Origin of the sequence: Actinokineospora sp. PR83 (genome assembly GCF_021056305.1) — a bacterium.
GTDB lineage: Bacteria > Actinomycetota > Actinomycetes > Mycobacteriales > Pseudonocardiaceae > Actinokineospora > Actinokineospora spheciospongiae.
Map to the genome: position 1 here is coordinate 1 of NZ_JAJCXD010000024.1, position 20,266 is coordinate 20,266.

The following is a 20,266-nucleotide window of genomic DNA, read 5'->3' on the forward strand; positions in this document are numbered from 1 at the left end:
ACCCCCGTGCTCGCCGTCGGCGCGGTCGCCTCGGCGGTGCTGGGCTCCACCGTGGACGCCCTGCTGGTCGTCGGCGTCATGGGCGTCAACGCCCTGGTGGGCGGCGGTCAGCGGTTGCGCGCCGAGCGGGCGCTGGCCGCGCTGGCCGTCACCCAGCGGCAGCGGGCGCGGGTGGTCGGCGAGCGCCGGACCGAGGTGGTCGACGCGGACGGGCTGGCACCCGGGCACGTGATCGAACTCAGGGGCGGTGACGTGGTGCCCGCCGACGCCCGGTTGCTGGAGGTCGACAGCCTGGAGGTGGACGAGTCCGCGCTCACCGGGGAGTCGCTGCCGGTGGCCAAGGAGCCGACCGCCACACCCGCCGCGGCCATCGCCGACCGCCGGTGCATGGTCTTCGAGGGCACGACGGTGGTCGCCGGGTGGGCCAGGGCCGTGGTGGTCGGCACCGGCGCCGACACCGAAGCCGGGCGCGCGGTGTCGCTGGCCTCGCGGACCGCGCCGCCCGCCGGGGTGCAGGCGCGGCTGCGCGAGCTGACCGGCAAGGCGCTGCCGATGACGCTGGTCGGCGGCGCCGCGGTGACCGGGTTCGCGCTGCTGCGCGGTCGCCCGGTCCGCGAGGCCATCGGCGGCGGTGTCGCCGTCGCGGTGGCGGCGGTCCCGGAGGGACTGCCGCTGGTGGCCACCGTCGCCCAGACGGCGGCGGCGCGGCGGCTGGGCAAGCACGGCATCCTCGTCCGCACGGCCCGCACGCTGGAGGCGCTGGGCCGGGTGGACACGGTGTGCTTCGACAAGACCGGCACGCTGACCGAGAACCGGCTCCGGGTGGTCGAGGTGGCCACCGCCGACGGGGTCTTCCCGGTGGCCGCGCCCGAGGCCACCGCCGTCCTGGAGGTCGCCGCCAGGGCCTGCCCGCGGCAGCCGACCGAGACGGGCGCGCACGAGCACGCCACCGACGAGGCCGTGCTGTCGGCGCGGCCCGAGGACAGCGGCTGGGAGCAGCTTGCGGGCCTGCCCTTCGAGGCCAGCCGCGGGTACGCGGCGGCCGTCGGGCGCACCGGGGACGACACGCTGCTGGTGGTCAAGGGCGCCCCCGAGGTCGTGCTGCCGGGGTGCGCCGCGGTGCCCGCCGACACCGGCGAGCTGGTCGAGACCCTGGCCTCGGCGGGACTGCGCGTGCTCGCGGTCGCCCGCCGCCCGGTCGCCGCCGACGACGCCGACGAGGTGCTGGACAAGCCGCTGGCCGAGCTGGAGTTCCAGGGCCTGCTCGCCCTCGCCGACACCCCGCGCGACAGCGCCGAACCGCTGGTCCGGAGCCTGCGCGAGGCGGGCGTGGCCCCCGTCGTGCTCACCGGCGACCACCCGAGGACCGCGCGCGCCATCGCGGTCGGCCTCGGCTGGCCCGAGGACACCAAGGTCGTCACCGGCGGCGAACTCGCCGCCCTCGACCGCGAGGGCGGCGCCCGGCTGCTGCGCGACGCCGGGGTGGTGGCCAGGGTCGCCCCCGAGCAGAAGCTGCAGGTCGTGGAGGCGCTGCGGGCCGCGGGCCGGGTGGTGGCGATGGTCGGCGACGGCGCCAACGACGCCGCCGCCATCCGCGCCGCCGACGTGGGCATCGGCATCGCCGCCCGCGGCTCCGCCGCCGCCCGCAACGCCGCCGACCTCGTCCTCACCGACGACGACCTGGGGGCGCTGGTCGGCGCGGTGGCCGAGGGCCGCGCGCTGTGGCGCAGCGTCGCCGACGCCATCGGCATCCTGATCGGCGGCAACGCGGGCGAGGTCGGCTTCACCGTCCTGGGCACGCTGCTGTCGGGCACCTGCCCGCTGTCCACCCGCCAACTGCTCCTGGTCAACCTGCTCACCGACATGTTCCCGGCGATGGCCGTGGCGGTGACCCCGGCCAGGGACGAGGCGGGCGACGGCGAGGAGGCCCCGGTCGGCGCGGCGGTGCTCGGCGGTCCGCTGATCACCCAGATCCGGCACCGGGGCATCATCACCGGCCTCGGCGCCACCACCGGCTGGCTGATCGGCAAGTGGACCCCGGGGACCGCGCGGCGCACCAGCACGATGGCCCTGTGCGGCCTGGTCGGCTCGCAGCTCGTGCAGACCCTGTCCGGCAGGCGGCACAGCCCGCTGGTCCTGGCCACCACCCTGGGGTCGGCGGCGGCGCTGGTCGCGGTGGTGCAGACCCCGGGGGTGAGCCACTTCTTCGGCTGCACCCCGCTGGGCCCGGTCGCGTGGGCGGGCGTCGGCGCGGCGATGGGCGCCGCGGCCGTCGGCCCGGTGCTGGTGCCACCGCTGGAAGCGGTCGTGAGCCGGGCGGCCTCCCGCCTCCCGGCCGTCCGGTTCACCTCGGGAGCCGAACCGCGCTGACCCGGGTGATCAGCCGATCGCCGCGCGGGCGGACCCCGCGCGGCGATCACCCCCGGAACCGGGACGGCGGCACGCCGAGCATCCGCTTGAAGTGCCTGCCCAGGTGCGACTGGTCGTGGAACCCGGCCGCCGCGGCCACCTGCCCCGGCGCCATCCCGTCGAGCAGCAGCCGCCGCGCCAGGTCGACCCGGCGGCCGACGAGGTAGCGGTGCGGCGGCAGCCCGAACTCACCGCTGAAGGCGCGCACCAGGTGCGCCGGGTGCGCGTGCAACCGGGCCGCGGCCTCGTCGAGGGTGACGCCCTCGACGGTGTGCGCGTCGAGCAGGTCGCGCAGCCGCCGGGCCAGGCCGGGGGCGCGGGCGGCGGGGGCGGCGGTCTCACCGCCGGTCAGGTGCAGGCCGAGGCGCTCGCAGATCAGGGCCAGCCTGCTCTGCGCCTCCAGGTCCTCGTGGTGCGGGGCGAGCGCCCGGTGCAGCCGGTCCACCTGGTCGCGCAGCACCGGGTCCCGGATGCCGGGGGAGTCCACGGCGGCACCGGTCAGGCCGGGGTCGAGCAGCTCGGGGCCGAGGTAGAGGACCCGCTTGCGGAACCCGTCCGGGGTGGCGTTGCGCCCGTCGTGCGGGACGTGCGGGGGCAGCACCGTCACCTGGGAGGTCAGCGCCCCGTGCTCGTGCCGGTCCAGGTCGTACCGGACGACACCCGAGTCGATGATCAGCACGGTCCAGGCGTCGTGGGTGTGCGCGGGGTAGGCGTGCTCGGCGAACCGCGCGTGCAGCACCTCGCGGACGCCGCCCAGCGACGGCCGCCACGCGGTGACCTCGGTGCGGACCGGCACGCTAAGAACGTACAAGACGCCGGGCACCGGCACACCGAGACTGGGGCGGTGGAACACGACACCGAACCGATCCGCTTCGACACCAAGATCGCTGTCCTGCTGCGCGACGACCTGCTGGGCTGGCAGGCGCTCAACGTCACCGCCTTCCTGGTCAGCGGCCTGACCGCGGCCAACCCCGACCGGGTCGGGGAGCCGTACCTCGACGCCGACGGCACCGAGTACCTGCCGATGCTCGGTCAGCCCGTGCTGGTGCTCCAGGGCGCCAAGGAGGTCGTCACGGCCGCGCACACCCGGGCCCTCGGCCGCGGCCTGCGGCTGTCGGTCTTCACCGCCGACCTGTTCGCCACCGGCAACGACCGCGACAACCGCGCCGCCGTCCGCGCGGTGCCCCGCGACCACCTCGACCTCGTCGGGCTCGGCGTGCACGGCCCCCGCAACGCCGTCGACAAGATCCTCAAGGGCGCCCGGATGCACCCGTGACCGGTGGTCGAACAGCCGTCACCATCAACCGTCCCTGACCCGACCGCCCTTGAACCCCCAACCGCCCGTGAACCGGTGGGCGGCAGGTCACCTTGACAGGGCGCGCGCGGGTGCGGATGCTGGAGGTGCGAAGGGGAGTACCCCTCCGGCCGCAGGTCGTCAGTACGGTGGGTCAGTGCCCGCCCGGCCTCGGCGCCGCCCGGCTCGTCCGGCGGTGGGGAGACCTTCGGTCACGGACCGGAGGCACCACCATGCGCACTTCCCTCATCGCCGTCGCCGTCGCGGGCAGTCTCGCCCTGCTCACCGGGTGCAGTGGCCTCCAGGACGCCGCCGACACCGCTGCCGCGGCCAGTCAAACCCTGTCCAGCGCCCAGGTCTGCCTCGACGCCGTGGGCGCCGTCGACTTCGTCCCGGACGTGCTGAACCCGCAGAACACCGTGGAGCAGAGCCGAACCGCCGCCGAGACCCTGAACGACCTGGCGGGCAAAGCCGCCGACACCACGGTGAACGACGCCATCCGGGACCTGTCCGACACGCTCGCCGCGGTGACCCTGGACGACCTCGCCTCGCCCGTGGTCTGGGTGCAGCGCAAGACCGACCAGGCCGCTGCCCTGCTCCAGGCGTGCTCGATGCAGTGACCCCGCGCGGATCGCCCCCCGCACCGGCCCGCCGGTCGGTGCGGGCGGGGCGCACGGCGGACCCGGTGGTCGGTCCGCGACGGCGAGAGCGTCAGAGGGCGCCGGAGGACTCGATCAGGTCCAGCAACAGCACTCCGCCACCGATCCCCAGCGCGATGAGCGGCACCGCCATCCCGGCGGCCCGCAGCCGCTCCCGCGCCGTGCGCCCCAACGCGAGCAGCAGCACCACGGCGGTGACCAGGTCGACCGTCCCCCAACCGAAGTAGCCGAGCGCGCCGTAGCGGTAGAGCGCCGACCAGGCGTGGACCGACGCGATGAGCGCGATGCCCGCCTCCGAAGCGGTCGTCCCCGGCCGATTCCGCCACCACGTGCCCGCCACGCCGAAGACCGTGCCCGCGACCAGTGCCGCCGCCCCCCAGACGAGCGCCCGCGGCCCGCCTGCCGACCAGGTGAACTGCCCGATCGACCAGGTGATGCCGTACCAGGTCACGAGTCCGACCAGTTGCACCGACGCCGCGGTTGTGATCGCCCACCGGACACCGTCGACCAGCGCCCCGGCGGCGAAGGCCCACAACGCCCAGAAGGCGAGCGAATTCGCGGCCAACCCGATGGGGGTCAACTGGAGCAGGAACGTCACCGCGCCCAGCGGCACCCCCAATCCCAGGGCCACGACCAGGGGCCGGTGCCCGGGCCGGGTCGCCGTCGCCACAGTGCTCACGTTTCCTCCACCGAATTGAGTATGCACCGAGTGTACACATGGAGGGTATAGCGGGATTCCGACAACCGTCAGCGGTGTGCGGTCGGCCAACCGCGCCGCCGTCCGCGCGGTACCCCGTGCCCACCTGGGCACCACGATCCCGGGTTGGGAACACGGCAGCCCGAATCCGCTACGCCAAGCCCACCCCACCCGCAGGCACGGTGTACTCCGTGAACCGTCCACACTCGACAAACCCCAACCGCCGGTACACCGACTTCCCCTCATCCGAAGCCTGGAGCACCGCGACCGACTCCCGCGCGCACCGCAGAGCAGCCTCCGTGATCGCCCCCGCGTACCCCTTCCGCCGGTGCGCGACCAACGTCGCGACGTTGTAGATCCCGGCGACGTCGGCGTGCCGGAACACCTCAGCCGTGCACACCGGCACGCCGTCGACGTACCCCACCAGGTACGACGACGCCGAGTCGAGGGCGTGCGCCGCGGCGTCGGCGAAGAACCGCTCCACGGTCGCGGCGGGCGGTTCCCAGTTGGCGGCGAGCACGCGGGCGAAGTCCGCCAGCTCGGCGGCGGTGCCCACCACCCGGATGTCCAGCCCGGACGGCTCCCGGTCCGGCCGCGACCGGCGCAGGTCCAGCCACATCCCGGCCTCGGACTCCGCGGCGGACAGCCCGGCGTCCACCAGGAGCTGGTCGAGTTCGGGCGAGCCCGGTCCCACCCACCAGGAGAACGGCCGCCCGGTCGCGGTCACCCGGTCCACCGTCTGCCGCACCCGCCGCCGGGGCGCCCCGGACTCGAACCGCGCCCTGGCGACGATGTTGAAGGTGTCGTCGGCGATCCCGCTGTCGGCGATGAGCAGGTCGGCGCTGTCCACCACCACCGCCCCGGGCAGCCGCCGGTGCAGGTGGGCGGCGTGTTCGGCGAGGTTGCGCTCCATGCTGTCCAGTAGGTCCACCGCCCCATCGAACCGCCCCCCGCGCCGCGGGGTCCCGGCGCACCCCGTTCGACCGGGCAGCGGCGGGCCCGGCATGACAACTGCTTGACAAAGTCGCCCGGGGTGGTGACGCGCCCGGCGGGAGGGGTCAGGATCGGGGGCGTTGGTCCGAACGCGACGACCCGGGTGGCCCGGGCGGCGGGCGGGGGCGGGAGGAGGAGTCGCATGGTCGACACCGGTGCGGCGGTGTGCGAGGACGGGGAGCCCGGTGGGGACCGGACCGACCGGGTGTTGCTCGGCCTGGTCGCGCGGGTGCACGCGGGGGAGCGGGCGGCGCTGGCCGAGGTGCTCGCGGTGGTGCGGCCCCTGGTGCTGCGGTACGCGCGGAACCGGCTGCGGCCCGCCCGGGACGCGTTCGTCTCCGTCGAGGACGTGGTGCAGGAGACCTGCCTGGCCCTGGTGAAGGCGATCCCCGCCTACCGGTCGGACGGGCGGCCGTTCATGGCCTTCGTCTACGCCATCGCGTCCAAGAAGGTCGCCGACGTGTACCGGACCGGTTCGCGGGACCGGTCCAGCCCGGTGTGGGAGTTCGCCGACCGGCCCGACGGCCAGGCCGACCCGGAGCAGCGGCTCCTCGACCGCGAGCGCGGCGACCGGGCCGCGGCGCTCGTGGCCACCCTGCCGGTCGCGCAGCGGGAGGTTCTGTTCCTGCGGGTCATGGTGGGGCTCTCCGCCGCGGAGACCGCGCAGGCCCTCGGGACGACACCCGGCGCGGTGCGGGTGGCCCAGCACCGGGCGCTCACCGCGTTGCGGCGGAAGCTGCGGTAGTCCCCACGCCCCGCGCTGACAGGCACGCAGGCCGGTGGACGGGCCACCGGGCGGGCGTCCGTAGGGTACGACGATCAGGATGTGTGTCGGCCACGGAAAGGGCGTCTTGGACACGGGTGTGTGTCACTGGGCGGCTTGCCGGAAGGTGGTTGGTTGATGATCTACCCGGACTTGTCCGCCTACGAGTACGGCGACCTGGCACCGCCGTGGACCCACGCGTTCAACGTCGGCTGGCTCGGGCCCGACGACGAGGTCGGCTCCGATGTGGCGCCGGAGTTCGCCGACGCGCTGCACCGGATCGTCTACGCGTATGAGGTCAACGTGACGCGTGGCCTGCACATGTGCCCGTTCTGCGGGGACGACGACGGCTTCTGGATCCAGCCGGTGCCGGGAATCCCCGGGTCGAAGCATTTCCTCGGCCATGCCGAGGCGCACTTCGAAGGTCCCGACGGGACGGTCTACGCAGCCCCCTCCTTGATAGCGCACTACGTCGGGGAACACGGGTACCTGCCGCCGCAGCGGTTCGTCGACGCCGTGCTGTGGTTGGACGCCCGGACCGACTACACCGCCGCGGTGTCGAGGTGAGGTTCTCGCTCATCCGTCGGCACCCCGATGAGCCCGGTATGACCGCCGCCTCCGAGGTGGGGCGGCGGCTTCGGACTCGGGGCCGAGGTCCTCGGTTGTAGGGTGCCCCCCATGTCGCAGCGTCAGCTCCGGACCCGGATGGGGACCCTGCTCGTCACCGACGACGGCGCGGTGGTGCTGGCGCGCGGCGTCCGGTACGCGACGGCGGGCCGGTTCGAGCGGCCCGAGGCGGTGCGGCCCTGGTCGGGGGTCGTGGACGCCACCCGGCGCGGACCGGTCTGCCCGCAACCGCCCTCCCGGCTGGGCTTCGCCACCGGCGAGTTCACCGGCGGCATGGTCCACAGCGAGGACTGCCTGGTCGTGACCGTCGCCGCGCCCTCGGGTGCCGACGGGCTGCCGGTCATGGTGTGGATCCACGGCGGCGCCTACGTCGAGGGCACCGGGGAGTGCGCCAAGTACGACCCGGTGGCGCTGGCGGCCGAGGCCGGGGTCGTGGTGGTGAACGTCAGCTACCGCGTCGGCATCCTCGGCTACCTCGCCCCCAGCCAGGCGGGCGGCGCGGACAACCTCGGCCTGCTCGACCAGGTGCTCGCCCTGCGCTGGATGCGCGACAACATCGCCGACTTCGGCGGCGACCCGGCCGACGTCACCGCCTTCGGCCAGTCGGCGGGCGCGGACTCGGTGCTGGCCCTCCTGCTGTCGCAGGAGGCCGACGGCCTGTTCCACCGGGCGATCATGCAGAGCGCGCCGCTGAGCATCTCGCAGGAGCGGGCATCGCTGTTCGCGGCCGTGCGAGCCCGGCTCACCCACCTCGCCCGCGAGGCGAGCACGGCGGAGATCCTCGCCGCCCAGCAGGAGGCGGTCGCGGTGGCGCGCCGCTTCGGCGCGTTCGCGGGCATGCCCTACGGGCCGGTCCTGGGCAGCGACCCGCTGCCCACCGCAGCGGAGGTGCCCGCCCGCCTCGCGGACGCGGCGTCCCGGGTGGAACTCCTGATCGGCTACACCAAGCACGACGCCAGCCCGTTCGTGGTCATGTCCCCAGCGGGCCGCCGCCTCACCCGGCTGGGCAGGTCGGTGACCCGAATCGTCTCGGCGGGCGCTACGAAGCAGGTCTTCGCCGACCCGGCGAACAGACTCGCCGACACGTGGGCGTCGAACGGCGGATCGGTGGCGCGGTACCGGTTCGACCGGGCCCCCGGCTTCCTGGGCGCGGGGCACTGCGTCGAACTCCCGTACCTCCTGGGCACGCCGGACTCCTGGTCGGACTCCCCGATGATGGGCGGCAAACCCCTCGACCGCGCCCTCGCCACCAGGCTCCGCCGCACCTGGGGCGATTTCGCCCGCGGCGGTGTCGCGGCCCTGGATTCCACCAACCTGCGGTTCGGTTGACCGCCAGACCTCCGGCCCGCACCGCGACGAGATCCAGGACCCGGCTCCACATCGACCCCGCCGAGACCCGCCACCGGATCACCCGCACCCTGCCGCCCCGTCCGGGCCCCGTGTTGACACGTGGTGACGTCTTCGTGAACGCCTCGACCGCTCCCGCGATGTGGGAGTCCGCTGTGGACCGCCGAAGCGGTGGGATCGTGGAGGCACAGCACTCCCCGACGATTCCCGGAGGAACGCGTGACGACTCAGGTGCGGCTCAACCAGGTGGACATCGAGGCGGTGGGCGGCCTGGTCGCCGCCGTCCAGGCCGACAGCGCCAAGGCCAAGACCACGTGGGCGGCCCACGTGACCTGGACCGGCGGTTTCCAGTCGGAGGCCAAGGTCCGCCAGTTCCCGGCGGCCAAGTCGGACGAGCCCCCCGCCCTCGGCGGCGGCGACACCGCGGCGAACCCGGTCGAGCAGCTTCTCAGCGCCCTGGGCAACTGCCTCGCCGTGGGCTACGCCGCCAACGCCACGGTCGCGGGCATCCAGCTCGACAAGCTGACCGTCGACGTCAAGGGCGACGTGGACCTGCACGTCTTCCTGGGCCTGGCCGAGGGGCACGCGGGCTTCGACGGCATCACCGCCACCGTGCGGATCGACTCGCCCGCCGACCGCGCCGACCTGGAAGCCCTGCACACCAAGGTGATCGCCAGCTCCCCGGTGGGCCACACGCTCACCGCCGCGGTCCCGGTCGACGTCCGCCTGGCCTGACGGCGGGGCGGGTCAGACCGCCTGCGCGGACAGGGTGACGCCGGTCAGGCGCTCGGACTCGGCCCACAGGCGCGCGTTGGCCGCGGCGTCCCGCGCCCGGCGGGTGGGCCGGACGGTGGTCGTGGGGCCGACCAGCCCGAACCGGCCACCGGGCCCGTAGTAGCCGCCCGCCGTCGCGTCCGGGCTGGTGGCGGCGTGCAGCAGCGGCTCGGCGGCGGCCTCCACCCCGTGCGAGGGCATCAGGCTGACGCGGGTGAACCAGCTCTCGGTGGGCTTGTCGCGGCCGAGGCTGGCGCCCGCGGTCTGCAGGTTCGTGCGGGCAAAACCGGGGTGGGCGCCGGTGCTGAGCAGGTCCCACCCGCGCTCGGCGGCCAGGGCGGCGAGGTGCTGGGTGAACATCTGGTTCGCCAGCTTCGACCGCCCGTAGGCCGCTATCGGCCGGTAGCGGCGCTCTGAGTGCAGGTCGTCGTAGTTGATCCGGCCCGCGGCGGCCAGGCCGCTGCTCATGGTGGCCACCCGAGGAGCGTCGGCGGCGAGCAGCAGCGGCAGCAGGCGCACGGTCAGGGCGAAGTGGCCGAGGTGGTTGCCGCCGAATTGGAGCTCGAACCCGTCGGCGGTGGTCATCCGCTTCGGCGGGGCCATCACACCCGCGTTGTTGACCAGCAGGTCCAGCGGGGTGCCGTCGGCCAGCAGGCCGTCGGCGAACTCCCGCACGGAGGCCAGGTCGGCCAGGTCCACCCGGCGCACCTCCACCCGCGCCGCCGGGTGCGCGGCCAGGATCTCCGCCTTCGCCTCCTCACCCTTGGCCGGTGTGCGCACGGCCAGCACGACCCGCGCCCCCACCTCGGCCAACCTGCGCGCGGCCTCCTTGCCAAGCCCGCTGTTCGCACCGGTCACGACGACGAGCCTGCCGGTCTGATCGGGGACGACGTACATCGGAACTCCTTAAAGACTGGTGGTCTGTTACGACGCCGACGCTAACAGACCGCTGGTCTGCTGACAAGAGACCATCGGTCTTCTAGGCTGGGCGCATGACGTCCTTCAAGCGCGCCCGCAGCGAGGAGCAGCGCGCGAAGCGCAGGCGGACCATCCTCGACACCGCCGCCGCGATGCTGACCGAGATGCCGGTCGCCCAGCTCAGCCTGAACGAGCTGAGCAGGCGCGTCTGCCTGGCCAAGTCCAACGTCCTGCGCTACTTCGAGTCCCGCGAGGAAATCCTCCTCGAACTCCTCGACACCGCCACCCGCCAGTGGCTCACCGACCTCGACGCCGCCCTCACCACCCCCGCCGACGCCGCGCTGCCCGACCGCCTCGACGCGCTCACCACGACCACCGCGTCCTCGCTGGCGGCCCGCCCCACCCTGTGCGACCTGCTCGGCAACCAGGCCGCTGTGCTGGAGCACAACGTCTCCCCGCAGATCGCCGCCGACTACAAGCGCGCCACCCTCGCCCACATCGCCACCCTGGCGGGGGTGGCCCGCCGGTGCGTCCCGGAACTGGGGGGAGCCGACTCCACCAACTTCGCGGGCGCCACGGTCGTGCTGGCCGGTGCCCTGTGGGCGCACAGCCGCCCGTCCAAGGCCATGCTCGCCGCCTACGCCGCCAACCCCGACCTCGCGGCGCTCCGGCTCGACTTCACCGCCACGCTCACCGAGGCGCTGGGGGTGTTCCTGGCGGGCCTCCTGGCCCGCCGGCCCCGTTGACCGATTCTGGTTCTGCTCGCCCGGTGGCGTTTTTGTCGGTGGGCCGCGTGAAGATGGTGCCATGGGGGATGTCTGGACTGTCATGAGCGGATCTGCACACGTGTCCTACTCGCAGATCTACGTCCACAGCGGGGACGACGCGCCGGAGTTCACCGAGTGCTTGTACGGCCAGCGCAACGGGCTGTGCGGTGCGCGGATGCCCGGCGTGCTGTTCCTGACCACCGGTCTGCACACCGGGACGGTCGAGTTCGCCGTGGAGGTGCACGAGGACGAGCCGCCGGTGGGGGAGGAGTGGGAGGAGGTCGTCGAAGTCCCCTTCCGGCCTCGTGGGGAGGCCGTGCTGAGCGAGTGGGGCGGTGGCCGGGTCTGGCCGCTGCACCTGGAGGAGATCGACTACCGGGTGCGCTACTGCGGTGTGCGCATGGAGGAGGGGAACGCCAAGGACGTCCGGTTCGCGGAGGAACCGGAGGTGGACCGCTACCTCCTCCAGTTCTGGCCCGCGCCGCCCGCGCCGGACCGGGTGGTGCGGCAGACGAGCGCCTACGCCGCCTACTTCCACCGCACCGCCCGCGAAATGGCACCACCGCCCACACCCGAGCACCGAGCGGAGGTCGAGCGGGTGCGCCAAGCCGAGGCGCGGCGGACCGCCGAAGAACGAGAGGCCCGGCAAGAAGCCGAGACCTGGGGCGGGCGGGCGCCGAGCGAGCGGCTGCGGGACGTGACCGGCAACGCGGTGGCCGTGGCCAGGCTGGACCGCGACCTGGTGGACGCGGTCGTGGCGACCGACACCGACACGCAGTGGCGGCTCGCCCGCTGGGTCGCCCGCCGCGCCTTGGCGGAGGCGGGGCTGGCCGGTGTCGACTGGATCGCCGAGGCGCTGGCGGCGGTCGAGCGCGGTGATCCCCTGCCACCCGCCTTCGGCGACCCCCGGGTGGTGTGGGACCGGCTGCTCGGCGACGAGCGCGTGCCGCGCTCCACTGTGACCTCAGTGGACGGTTCCACCGAGAACTGCCTCCAGCAGGCGATGGCCTTCCCCGTGCTCCTCGCCTTCCACGAGGACGACCCCCTGCGCGTGGCCCTGGACGCGCTGGCGTCCGGGGCCGGGGCCTTCGGCTTCGGCCGGACCGCGGTGCTCTTCGCCGAAGTCCGCCGGGCGTTCCCGGAGATCGGCGGGGCCGGTCCGTGATGAGCACTCGGGTGGTGGTGATGGCGCACAACGGGAAGAACGGACCCGACCGAGGGGCGAGCCGCAAGCAGGCAGCGCTCAAGCGGGCGTCGGTAGGGTGACCGCGCACAGGACACCAGCGGTCGGCGACGGCCGGTGGAGTGGGACGGAACCATGAGCATCGGCATGGTCACCATCGGCGTCGTCCTCGACGCCACCGACCCGGCCGAGGGGGACTGGTTCTTCCGCAACCTCCGCCAAGGGCAAGATCGCCTCGCGCGTGTTCGGCCGCTCGTACTACCGGCGCTACTCGGCCAGGCTCGGCACCGCGGCGGTCTGAGCGCGGACCGGGCCGGTGTTGCGGAAAACGGCGGACGACCCCCGCCGCTGCTGGTACTACTTCCGCATGGGTGACAGAAGGCTCCCCGGGGTGGGGATCGTGCTCGCGCTGGTGCTCGACGCTCTTGCGCTGACCGTCCTGGGCGCGGATGCGGCGCGGCAGCCGGACAACCGGGCGCACGTCGACCACGCGGAGACCGCCCAGGCGCAGGCCAGGGCGGTGGCGATCGCCGAGGCGCTGTTCTCCTACTCGGGCGCGGACATGCCCGCGCAGCGCGCCGAGGCCGCCGACCTCATCACCGGCGACCTGGTCACCCAGTACGCCGAACTGCTCGGCCAGGCGGAGAAGACCGTGCGGGAACAGCAGGTGACGTCGAAGGTCACGCACTCCGGGGTCCGCCTCCTCGACCCGGGGAAGGCCGAGGTCCTGCTGTTCCTGACCCAGTCCAGCGCACGGCCGGGTGAGGCCCCGAACTCCGGGGGCACGCAGTTCGTCCTGACCCTGGTCCGCGGCGGCAGTGGTTGGCAGCAGGCCAAGGGGTCCGCCATCGACCTGCTGGGTGCCCGGTGAACGCCCACCCGGCGGCACCCGCCGCGGGCCGCAGGGCACTGGTCGTCGCCGTGGTCGCCCTCGCCCTGGTGGTGGTGGCCGTCGTGGTCGCGGTCCTGCTCGGAGGCCGGACCACCGCGGGAACCGCCGTCCCCGTGCAGTCCACCGGGTCCCCCGCCGACCGCGAGGCCGCCACCACCCGCGACGACGTGGTCCGGGTGGGCGGCGACGGCGCGCGCATCTTCAACACGCTGCGGGCCGACACCTTCGACGCCGACTACGACGCCTGGGAGGCGGTCGCCACCGGCGAACTACTCGACTCGCTGCGCACCGAGCGGACCTCGAACCGGGAGAGGTTCCTCGCGGCCGGGGCGTCCAGCACCGGCCGCGTCCTCGTCGCCGCGGCGGAACGCGTCGACGCGGACCGCGGCACCGCGACCGTCCTCGTCGCCCTCCGCGTCACGGTGGAGTCCGCCACCGCCTCGTCGGAGAAGCTGGTGCGCATGGTCGCCACCGTGACCCGCACCGCCGACGGCTGGCGCCTCTCGGGGATCACCCAGGCTCCGATCCAGTGACGCCCGTCCCGCCGCCCGGCCGGGGGAACCCCCAGTCGTTCGGAGTCGTCCACCGGCGGGTCCAGCGGTGGCATTCCGTACCGTGGCCGCCATGACCGTGCCTCCCGCCGAAGCGCTGCCGGTGGTCGTCGTCGGCGCCGGACCGACCGGGCTGACCTCGGCCATCCTGCTGGCCCGGCACGGGGTCCGCAGCGTCGTCCTGGAGCGGCACCGCGAGGTCTACCCGCTGCCGCGTGCGGTGCACCTCGACGACGAGGTGGTGCGCATCCTGCAACAGGTGGGCGTGGCGGAGGGGTTCCGCGCCATCAGCCGACCGGTGGCCGGGCTGCGCCTGGTCGACGGCGGGCTGCGCACGATCGTCGAGTTCCGCCGGGACAGCCTGGAGGGCGCGCACGGCTGGCCGCAGGCGAACCTGTTCGACCAACCCGACCTGGAGCGGCTGCTGCGCGCCGCGGCGGCCGAGCACCCCGAGATCGACCTGCGCGGCGGCCACGAGGTCGTCCGCACGGAACTCCCGGCGGGCCCCCGCGACCCGGTGCGGGTGCACGTCCGCGACCTCGCCACCGGGGCGGTCGGCCACCTCGACGCCCGCGCCCTCCTCGGTTGCGACGGCGCGAACAGCCCCACCCGGGCGGCCCTCGGCGTCGGGGTGCGCGACCTGCGCTTCGAGGAGCGGTGGCTGGTCGTCGACGTGCTCTGCCCGACGCAGTTGGACGTCTGGAACGGGGTCTACCAGGTCTGCGACCCGCACCGCGCCGCCACCTTCATGCAGGTCGGCGCCGAGCGCTACCGCTGGGAGTTCCGCCTGCGCCAGGGTGAGACCAGCGCCGACGTGGACCTCGACGCCCTCCTGCACCCGTGGACCGGCGGCGCCGAGGTCGAGGTGCTGCGCCGAGCCGAGTACACCTTCCGCGCCCAGGTCGCCGACCGCTGGCGCCGGGGCCGCACCTTCCTCCTCGGCGACGCCGCCCACCTGACACCCCCGTTCATCGGCCAGGGCCTGGGTTCCGGCCTCCGCGACGCCGCGAACCTCACCTGGAAGCTGGCCGCCGTGCTCACCGGCACCGCCGACGAGTGCCTCCTGGACACCTACGAGCCCGAACGCCGCCCCCACGCCACGACGATGATCCGCACCGCCGTGGGCGTCGGCTGGGCCATGACCGGCGGCGGCCCGCTCGGCGCCGCCCTCCGCAGGCGGGCGATCGCGGGCGCGGGCCGGATCCCCGGCTTCACCGACCTGGTCCTCAAGACCACCTCCCCCCGCCTGTCCAGGGGACCCCTGGTCCGCTCCGGCCCCCGCGACCGCCTCGCCGGAACCCTGTGCCCCCAACCGCACATCACCACCGACACCGGCCCCCGCCGCCTCGACGACGTGCTGGGCAACGCCTTCGGCATCATCCACAGAGGACCATTGGAACCCGCCCCGGCCACCACCGCCCGCAGGCTCGGCGCGGTGGTCGTGTGCGCGGACGGCTGCCCCGAACTCCTCCGCTGGCTCGGGCGCTCCCGCGCCGCCCTCGTCCGCCCGGACCGCGTCGTCGTCACCGGATTCCCGACCCGGGAAGTGCCCACCTGCGTGGAACTGTTCTCACCCGGGGGCCCGGCCGGGCACCACAGCGGGAAGACCGGGCGCTGAACAGGGCCACACCCGGCTCGCCTGCACCCCCCCGGGTTCCGGCCGCGTTCGGCCGGAGGCCACCTCGACGACCGCTGTGGATCACCTGGACCCCGTACTTGTAAACCCCCGTGACCTCATTGCGGAGACGTACTTTCATCCTCGGCGGTCTGACCGGGGTGGGGACGGTGCTCCTGGCGCCCCACGCCGCCAACGCGATCAGCTACCCGTTCACCCTGGGCGTGGCCTCGGGTGATCCGGCGGCGGACGGGTTCGTCCTGTGGACCCGGCTGGCGCCGAGCCCGCTCAACGCCGACGGCCTGGGCGGGATGCCCGACACGGCGGTGCCGGTGGAGTGGCAGGTGGCTGCGGACGAGCGGTTCACCCAGGTGGTGCGGTCCGGGACCGCCACCGCCGCGCGGACCTGGGCGCACAGCGTGCACGTCGAGGTCACCGGCCTGCAACCGGGCCGCGAGTACTGGTACCGCTTCCGCGCCTCCGGGTTCATCTCCCAGGTGGGGCGGGCCAGGACGGCTCCTGCGGTGGGCACCAGCCCGGAGCTGACCATGCTGTTCACCTCGTGCTCGCACTACGAGGCGGGCTACTTCACCGCGTACCGGCGGATGGCCGAGGAGCGCCCCGACCTGATCCTGCACCTGGGCGACTACATCTACGAGGGCGCGGCGAGCAGCACCGCCGTGCGCAAGCACGCGCCCACCGTGGAGATCGACGACTTGGCCGACTACCGCATCCGCCACGCCCAGTACAAGACCGACCCGGATCTTCAGGCCGCGCACGCGATCGCGCCCTGGGTGCCGGTCTGGGACGACCACGAGGTGGAGAACAACTACGCCGGGCTCATCCGCAACGACAGTTCGCCCGCCGGTGACTTCCGCGCCCGCCGCACCGCCGCCTACAAGGCGTACTACGAGCACATGCCGCTGCGCGCCGCGCAGGTGCCCGCCGGGGCGGACATGCAGCTCTACCGGCGCATCCGGTGGGGGAGCCTGGCCACCTTCCACATGCTCGACACCCGCCAGTACCGCGACGACCAGGCCTGCGGCGACGGCAGCAAGGTGTGCCCGGAGGCCGACGCGCCGACCCGCACGCTGACCGGGGCGGCGCAGGAGGCGTGGCTGCTGGACGGGATGCGGCAGAAGCTGGGCACCTGGGACTTCCTGGGCCAGCAGGTGTTCTTCGCGCAGAAGCTCGCCTCCGCCGACGGCGCGCGCAGCATGGACGCCTGGGACGGCTACACCGCCAACCGCGACCGGCTCCAGCGCGGGTGGGACGCCCAGGGAAACCGGGGCACCGTGGTCCTGACCGGTGACGTGCACCGCTCGTGGGCGTCGAACCTGATGCGGGACTACACCGCGCAGGACCGGGTCGTCGGCACCGAGCTGGTGACCACCTCGGTCACCTCCGGCGGTGACGGGAACGCCTCGGACAACGGGCTCTCCTCGCTGAACCCGCACGTGAAGTTCCACAAGAACCTGCGCGGCTACGTCCGCACCGTCACCAGTTCGACCCGGATGGCGGTGGACTTCCGGGCGGTCGACCGGGTCACCGTGCGCGACTACCCGGTGAAGACCGTGGGCAGCTACGTCATCGAGGCCGACAACCCCGGATTGCAGGCGCCGTGAACAAGACGATCCCCGTGCTGGCGGCGGCGCTGCTGAGCGCCGCCCTCACCACCCACACCGCCGCCGCGGCGGGCACCACCCCCGCGGACATCACCTGGACCACGGCCAATTCCGTCTCCACCGGCAACCAGCACAACGCCGCGGTCTCCGCGGTCCGCAACGGGTGGACCGCCGTGGCCTGGGAGGACGACCGCGACGCCGGGGACGCGCTGCACAGCGAGGTCTTCCTCCGCCTGTTCAAGGACGGCGTGTCCCGCTACGAGACCAAGCTGTCCGCGGGCGGCACCGGAAACTGGACCCACCTGCACCCGGACGTGGCGCTGCACGACGACGGCACCGCCGTCGTGGTGTGGGCCGCGGACGGCGACGGCAACGGCTACTACAACATCGCCGTCCGCGCGGTCCGCACCGACGGCACCGTCTCCGGTTCCGCGACCGCCAACGCCTCCTCCGACGGCCAGCAGCTCGACCCGGCCGTGGCCGCCGACCCGGACAGCCCGGGTTTCGCGGTGGTGTGGGAGGACAAGCAGGACACGACCGCGCCCACGGTCCGCGTCGCGGGCTTCGCGTCGGTGACGTCGAAGACCTACGAGGCCCAGGTCCACGCCGCGGGCGGCACCCACCAGCGCCCGGACGTGGCCGTGGGGGCGGCGGGCAACGCCGCGGTGGTGTGGGACGAGGACGGTGACGCCAACGGCTCGTTCAACGTCGGCCTCAAGGTGCTGACCCCGGCCGGTGGGGTCAAGCGGGCGCAGGTGGTCGCCAACGCGACCACCGCGGGCCAGCAGCGGCACCCGTCGGTCGCGGCGAACTTCGCCGGTGACTTCGCCGTGGCCTGGGAGACCGACCACACCGGGACCGCCGCGACCGCCGTCCGCTCCTTCACCGCCGCGGGCACCGCCGCGGCGGGCGCGGACACCGTCCTGGCGGGTGCGGACCCCCAGGTGGGCATCGACGACCAGCGCGGCGTCGCCGTCGCGTGGACCGCGGGCCAGGACGTGTTCGCCCAGGGCCTCAACGCCGACGGCACCGCCACCGGCAGGCTGCCCCGCCTCGCCGCGGTCAAGACCGCCACCGGCCGCCAGGAGCAGCCCGCCCTCGGCGTCGACGCGTGGGGTCAGCTCACCGTCGCCTACACCGACGACAACGACGGCAACGGGGCGGATCAGGTCTATCTGGGCACCGGGTTGCTGAACAGCACCTGGTGAGTCGACCGTGTCGGCGGCGCCCGCACCGGTGGTCAAGGCGGCCGAGGCACCCCAGGGTCCCGATGGCGACGCGTTCCACACCCCGTCGAACCCGCTGCCCGCCGGGGTGGCGGGGGCAGAGGTGTTCCAGGAGTCCAGCGGCGTTCGAGCAACATCACGTCGACGCCTGCTGCCCTGCCTGTTCTCTCAAGGACGAGGTCACCCCGTGCTGTGCGTGGCGGCGGGTTGGGGCACGCGGACCGAGGTGAAGGAAACCTCGCGGCGCAGGCGGAAGCCGAGTGCCTCGTAGAGGCGGATGGCGTTGGTGTTGGTTGCGGGCGTGTGCAGGAACGGGCGTTCGCCGCGTTCGCGGATGCCCGCGACGAGGGCGCGGACCAGTCGGGTTGCCAGCCCCTGGCCGCGCTGGGACTCGTCGGTGCAGACGGCGCTGATCTCGGTCCAGCCGGGTGGGTGCAGGCGTTCTCCGGCCATGGCGACCAGTTCGCCGCCTCGGCGGATGCCCAGGTAGGTGCCGAGCTCGATGGTGCGGGGCAGGAACGGGCCGGGTTGGGTGCGCTGCGCCAGGGCCAGCATCTCCGGGACGTCCGCGACCGTCAGCCGCACGGCCTCGGGGTCCGCTGCTCCCTCGACCCCGGCGTCCACCAGTTGCACACCGGGGATGGACAGCGTTGCCTCCCAGCCCTCGGGTGGGGTGTCCAGGCCGGGGAAGAAGATCTCGTTCCCCGCGCCCGCCAGTTCCGCGACCTCGTCCCACGCCGACACCCCGGGCTGCACGGCCGCGAACGGGGAGACGTCCACCGGGTAGCGGGCCACCCGGCCGTGCCGTTCGGCGAGCCGGGCGTGCGCCCCGGTCAGCGACGCCCACGTCGCGTTGTCCAGCACCTGCTCGGCCGTCATGCCCGCCCCTCCGGTCCATCCCGCTCCGACACCGGGGGTGAACCCGCGCGCGCCGGCCGGTATTCCGCGTCGCGGGTGATCCCACTGCTCGGGAGCCGGGGCGGGGTCAGCCCGCCAGCCTGTTCGACAGCTCCGTCAGCGCGTGGCCCAGGGGCAGGTCGACCCGGTGGGTGGCGTGCGGGTCGCCGCGGGTTTCGCCTCGGTTGATGATGGCGACGGGGGTGGCGGTGGTGGCGGCCCGGCGGACGAAGCGGAGGCCGGACATCACCGTCAGCGAGGAGCCCAGGACCAGCACCGAGGCCGCCGCGTCGACCAGGGTGTTGCACAGGTCCACCCGGGGGCGGGGGACGTTCTCGCCGAAGAAGACCACGTCGGGTTTGAGGACGCCGTCGCAGGTGCGGCAGGCGACCACCCGGAAGTCGGCCACCGCGGTGTCGTCGAGGTCGACGTCGCCGTCGGGGTTGATCGGGGCGGCTTCGGCGTGGAAGTCGGGGTTGGCCTCGCCGAGGCGGCGGTCCAGGTCCTCGCGCGGGGTGAGTTCGCGGCAGGACAGGCAGACGACCCGGTCCAGGCCGCCGTGCAGTTCGACCACGTCGGGGGTGCCCGCGGCCTGGTGCAGGCCGTCGACGTTCTGGGTGATGACGCCGGTCAGGTGGCCGCGGGCGTGCAGGGCGGTGACGGCGCGGTGGCCCGCGTTCGGGGCGGCGCGGGCGATGGTGCGCCAGCCGACGTGGCTGCGCGCCCAGTAGCGGCGGCGGGCGTCGGGGTCGGCGACGAACTCGCCGTAGGTCATGGGGGTGTGCTTGCGCAGGCTGCCCGCCGCGCCCCGGTAGTCCGGGATGCCCGATTCGGTGGACAGGCCCGCGCCGCTGAGCACCAGCACGCCGCCGCGGTCCACCAGTTCGACGACCTCGTCCAGGCGGGTGGTCCTGGGCAGCGGCGGTCCGCTGGCCGTCCAGCTCAGGGTCGGCCGGGTGCGCATGCGTCCATCCTACGTCCGCCCGGACAGTGCTCGCCCGCTCCGGCGGACCCGCCCACCAGGGGTTT

The 20,266-nt window shown here is 74.1% G+C and carries 21 protein-coding genes; 15 read left to right on the forward strand and 6 right to left on the reverse strand.

Translation table 11 applies throughout. The features are described from left to right. Positions 1 to 2,370 (forward strand): cation-translocating P-type ATPase (locus L6E12_RS07475; protein ID WP_236227142.1); only part of this gene is annotated, 2,370 nt, incomplete at its 5' end. 46 nt (positions 2,371 to 2,416) lie between these two features. Here the strand turns inward: L6E12_RS07475 and L6E12_RS07480 are convergent. Further along, entirely contained in the window at positions 2,417 to 3,205 is a 789-nt protein-coding gene (locus tag L6E12_RS07480) for an AraC family transcriptional regulator (RefSeq protein WP_236227143.1), read from the reverse strand. Positions 3,206 to 3,253: 48 nt separating this feature from the next. Here L6E12_RS07480 and L6E12_RS07485 point away from each other — a divergent pair, with 48 nt between their 5' ends. Both L6E12_RS07485 and L6E12_RS07490 read left to right on the forward strand, forming a co-directional pair. Next, a complete protein-coding gene (locus L6E12_RS07485) occupies positions 3,254 to 3,685 on the forward strand; it encodes a DUF2000 family protein (RefSeq protein WP_236227144.1) in 432 nt (143 codons plus the stop codon). Between the two features lie 251 nt (positions 3,686 to 3,936). Then, positions 3,937 to 4,323, forward strand: a complete 387-nt coding sequence (locus L6E12_RS07490) for a bacteriophage spanin2 family protein (RefSeq protein WP_236227145.1) — start codon at positions 3,937 to 3,939, stop codon at positions 4,321 to 4,323. 91 nt (positions 4,324 to 4,414) lie between these two features. On the opposite strand, the gene L6E12_RS07495 is transcribed toward L6E12_RS07490, so the two are convergent. Together L6E12_RS07495 and L6E12_RS07500 are read right to left on the reverse strand one after the other, a co-directional pair. Next, positions 4,415 to 5,041: a DUF6518 family protein gene (locus L6E12_RS07495; protein WP_236227146.1), complete on the reverse strand. Its 627-nt coding sequence runs from the start codon at positions 5,039 to 5,041 to the stop codon at positions 4,415 to 4,417. Positions 5,042 to 5,210: 169 nt separating this feature from the next. Next, complete coding sequence (locus L6E12_RS07500) at positions 5,211 to 5,990, reverse strand: GNAT family N-acetyltransferase (protein ID WP_236227147.1); 780 nt, start codon at positions 5,988 to 5,990, stop codon at positions 5,211 to 5,213. A gap of 204 nt (positions 5,991 to 6,194) precedes the next feature. On the opposite strand from L6E12_RS07500, the gene shbA reads away from it, so the two are divergent. The 4 genes from shbA to L6E12_RS07520 all read left to right on the forward strand — a co-directional run bounded on the left by shbA (position 6,195) and on the right by L6E12_RS07520 (position 9,524). Then, positions 6,195 to 6,797, forward strand: a complete 603-nt coding sequence (gene shbA, locus L6E12_RS07505) for an RNA polymerase sigma factor ShbA (RefSeq protein ID WP_236227148.1) — start codon at positions 6,195 to 6,197, stop codon at positions 6,795 to 6,797. Between the two features lie 156 nt (positions 6,798 to 6,953). After that, positions 6,954 to 7,382, forward strand: a complete 429-nt coding sequence (locus tag L6E12_RS07510) for a hypothetical protein (RefSeq protein WP_236227149.1) — start codon at positions 6,954 to 6,956, stop codon at positions 7,380 to 7,382. Positions 7,383 to 7,493: 111 nt separating this feature from the next. Next, a complete protein-coding gene (locus L6E12_RS07515; protein WP_236227150.1) occupies positions 7,494 to 8,771 on the forward strand; it encodes a carboxylesterase family protein in 1,278 nt (425 codons plus the stop codon). A 237-nt stretch (positions 8,772 to 9,008) separates the two neighbouring features. Then, positions 9,009 to 9,524, forward strand: a complete 516-nt coding sequence (locus L6E12_RS07520; RefSeq protein ID WP_236227151.1) for an OsmC family protein — start codon at positions 9,009 to 9,011, stop codon at positions 9,522 to 9,524. Between the two features lie 12 nt (positions 9,525 to 9,536). On the opposite strand, the gene L6E12_RS07525 is transcribed toward L6E12_RS07520, so the two are convergent. Beyond that, positions 9,537 to 10,460: an SDR family oxidoreductase gene (locus L6E12_RS07525; protein WP_236227152.1), complete on the reverse strand. Its 924-nt coding sequence runs from the start codon at positions 10,458 to 10,460 to the stop codon at positions 9,537 to 9,539. A 95-nt stretch (positions 10,461 to 10,555) separates the two neighbouring features. Between L6E12_RS07525 and L6E12_RS07530 the strand changes: the two genes are divergently transcribed. The 8 genes from L6E12_RS07530 to L6E12_RS07565 all read left to right on the forward strand — a co-directional run bounded on the left by L6E12_RS07530 (position 10,556) and on the right by L6E12_RS07565 (position 18,322). After that, entirely contained in the window at positions 10,556 to 11,227 is a 672-nt protein-coding gene (locus L6E12_RS07530; protein WP_236227153.1) for a TetR/AcrR family transcriptional regulator, read from the forward strand. Between the two features lie 82 nt (positions 11,228 to 11,309). Beyond that, a complete protein-coding gene (locus tag L6E12_RS07535) occupies positions 11,310 to 12,413 on the forward strand; it encodes a hypothetical protein (RefSeq protein ID WP_236227154.1) in 1,104 nt (367 codons plus the stop codon). Between the two features lie 153 nt (positions 12,414 to 12,566). Next, positions 12,567 to 12,806: a hypothetical protein gene (locus L6E12_RS07540; protein WP_236227155.1), complete on the forward strand. Its 240-nt coding sequence runs from the start codon at positions 12,567 to 12,569 to the stop codon at positions 12,804 to 12,806. Then, positions 12,799 to 13,302 (forward strand): hypothetical protein, encoded by a 504-nt coding sequence (locus L6E12_RS07545; protein WP_236227156.1) that lies wholly within the window; start codon positions 12,799 to 12,801, stop codon positions 13,300 to 13,302. Before L6E12_RS07540 ends, L6E12_RS07545 begins: the two co-directional genes overlap by 8 nt. Beyond that, positions 13,299 to 13,856, forward strand: coding sequence for a hypothetical protein (locus L6E12_RS07550; RefSeq protein WP_236227157.1), 558 nt, complete (start codon positions 13,299 to 13,301; stop codon positions 13,854 to 13,856). The genes L6E12_RS07545 and L6E12_RS07550 overlap by 4 nt, the downstream gene beginning before the upstream one ends. Positions 13,857 to 13,947: 91 nt before the next feature. Beyond that, the gene (locus L6E12_RS07555; protein WP_236227158.1) at positions 13,948 to 15,492 is read left to right on the forward strand and encodes a bifunctional 3-(3-hydroxy-phenyl)propionate/3-hydroxycinnamic acid hydroxylase; all 1,545 of its coding nucleotides are present in this window, start codon (positions 13,948 to 13,950) and stop codon (positions 15,490 to 15,492) included. A gap of 110 nt (positions 15,493 to 15,602) precedes the next feature. Next, positions 15,603 to 17,114, forward strand: a complete 1,512-nt coding sequence (locus L6E12_RS07560) for an alkaline phosphatase (protein WP_236227159.1) — start codon at positions 15,603 to 15,605, stop codon at positions 17,112 to 17,114. Then, the gene (locus L6E12_RS07565) at positions 17,111 to 18,322 is read left to right on the forward strand and encodes a hypothetical protein (protein WP_236227160.1); all 1,212 of its coding nucleotides are present in this window, start codon (positions 17,111 to 17,113) and stop codon (positions 18,320 to 18,322) included. The genes L6E12_RS07560 and L6E12_RS07565 overlap by 4 nt, the downstream gene beginning before the upstream one ends. A 198-nt stretch (positions 18,323 to 18,520) precedes the next feature. On the opposite strand, the gene L6E12_RS07570 is transcribed toward L6E12_RS07565, so the two are convergent. Next, positions 18,521 to 19,219 (reverse strand): GNAT family N-acetyltransferase, encoded by a 699-nt coding sequence (locus tag L6E12_RS07570; protein ID WP_236227161.1) that lies wholly within the window; start codon positions 19,217 to 19,219, stop codon positions 18,521 to 18,523. Positions 19,220 to 19,325: 106 nt separating this feature from the next. Beyond that, on the reverse strand, positions 19,326 to 20,201 hold the full coding sequence (locus tag L6E12_RS07575) for an NAD-dependent protein deacetylase (RefSeq protein ID WP_236227162.1): 876 nt from the start codon (positions 20,199 to 20,201) through the stop codon (positions 19,326 to 19,328). Positions 20,202 to 20,266 lie beyond the last annotated feature (65 nt).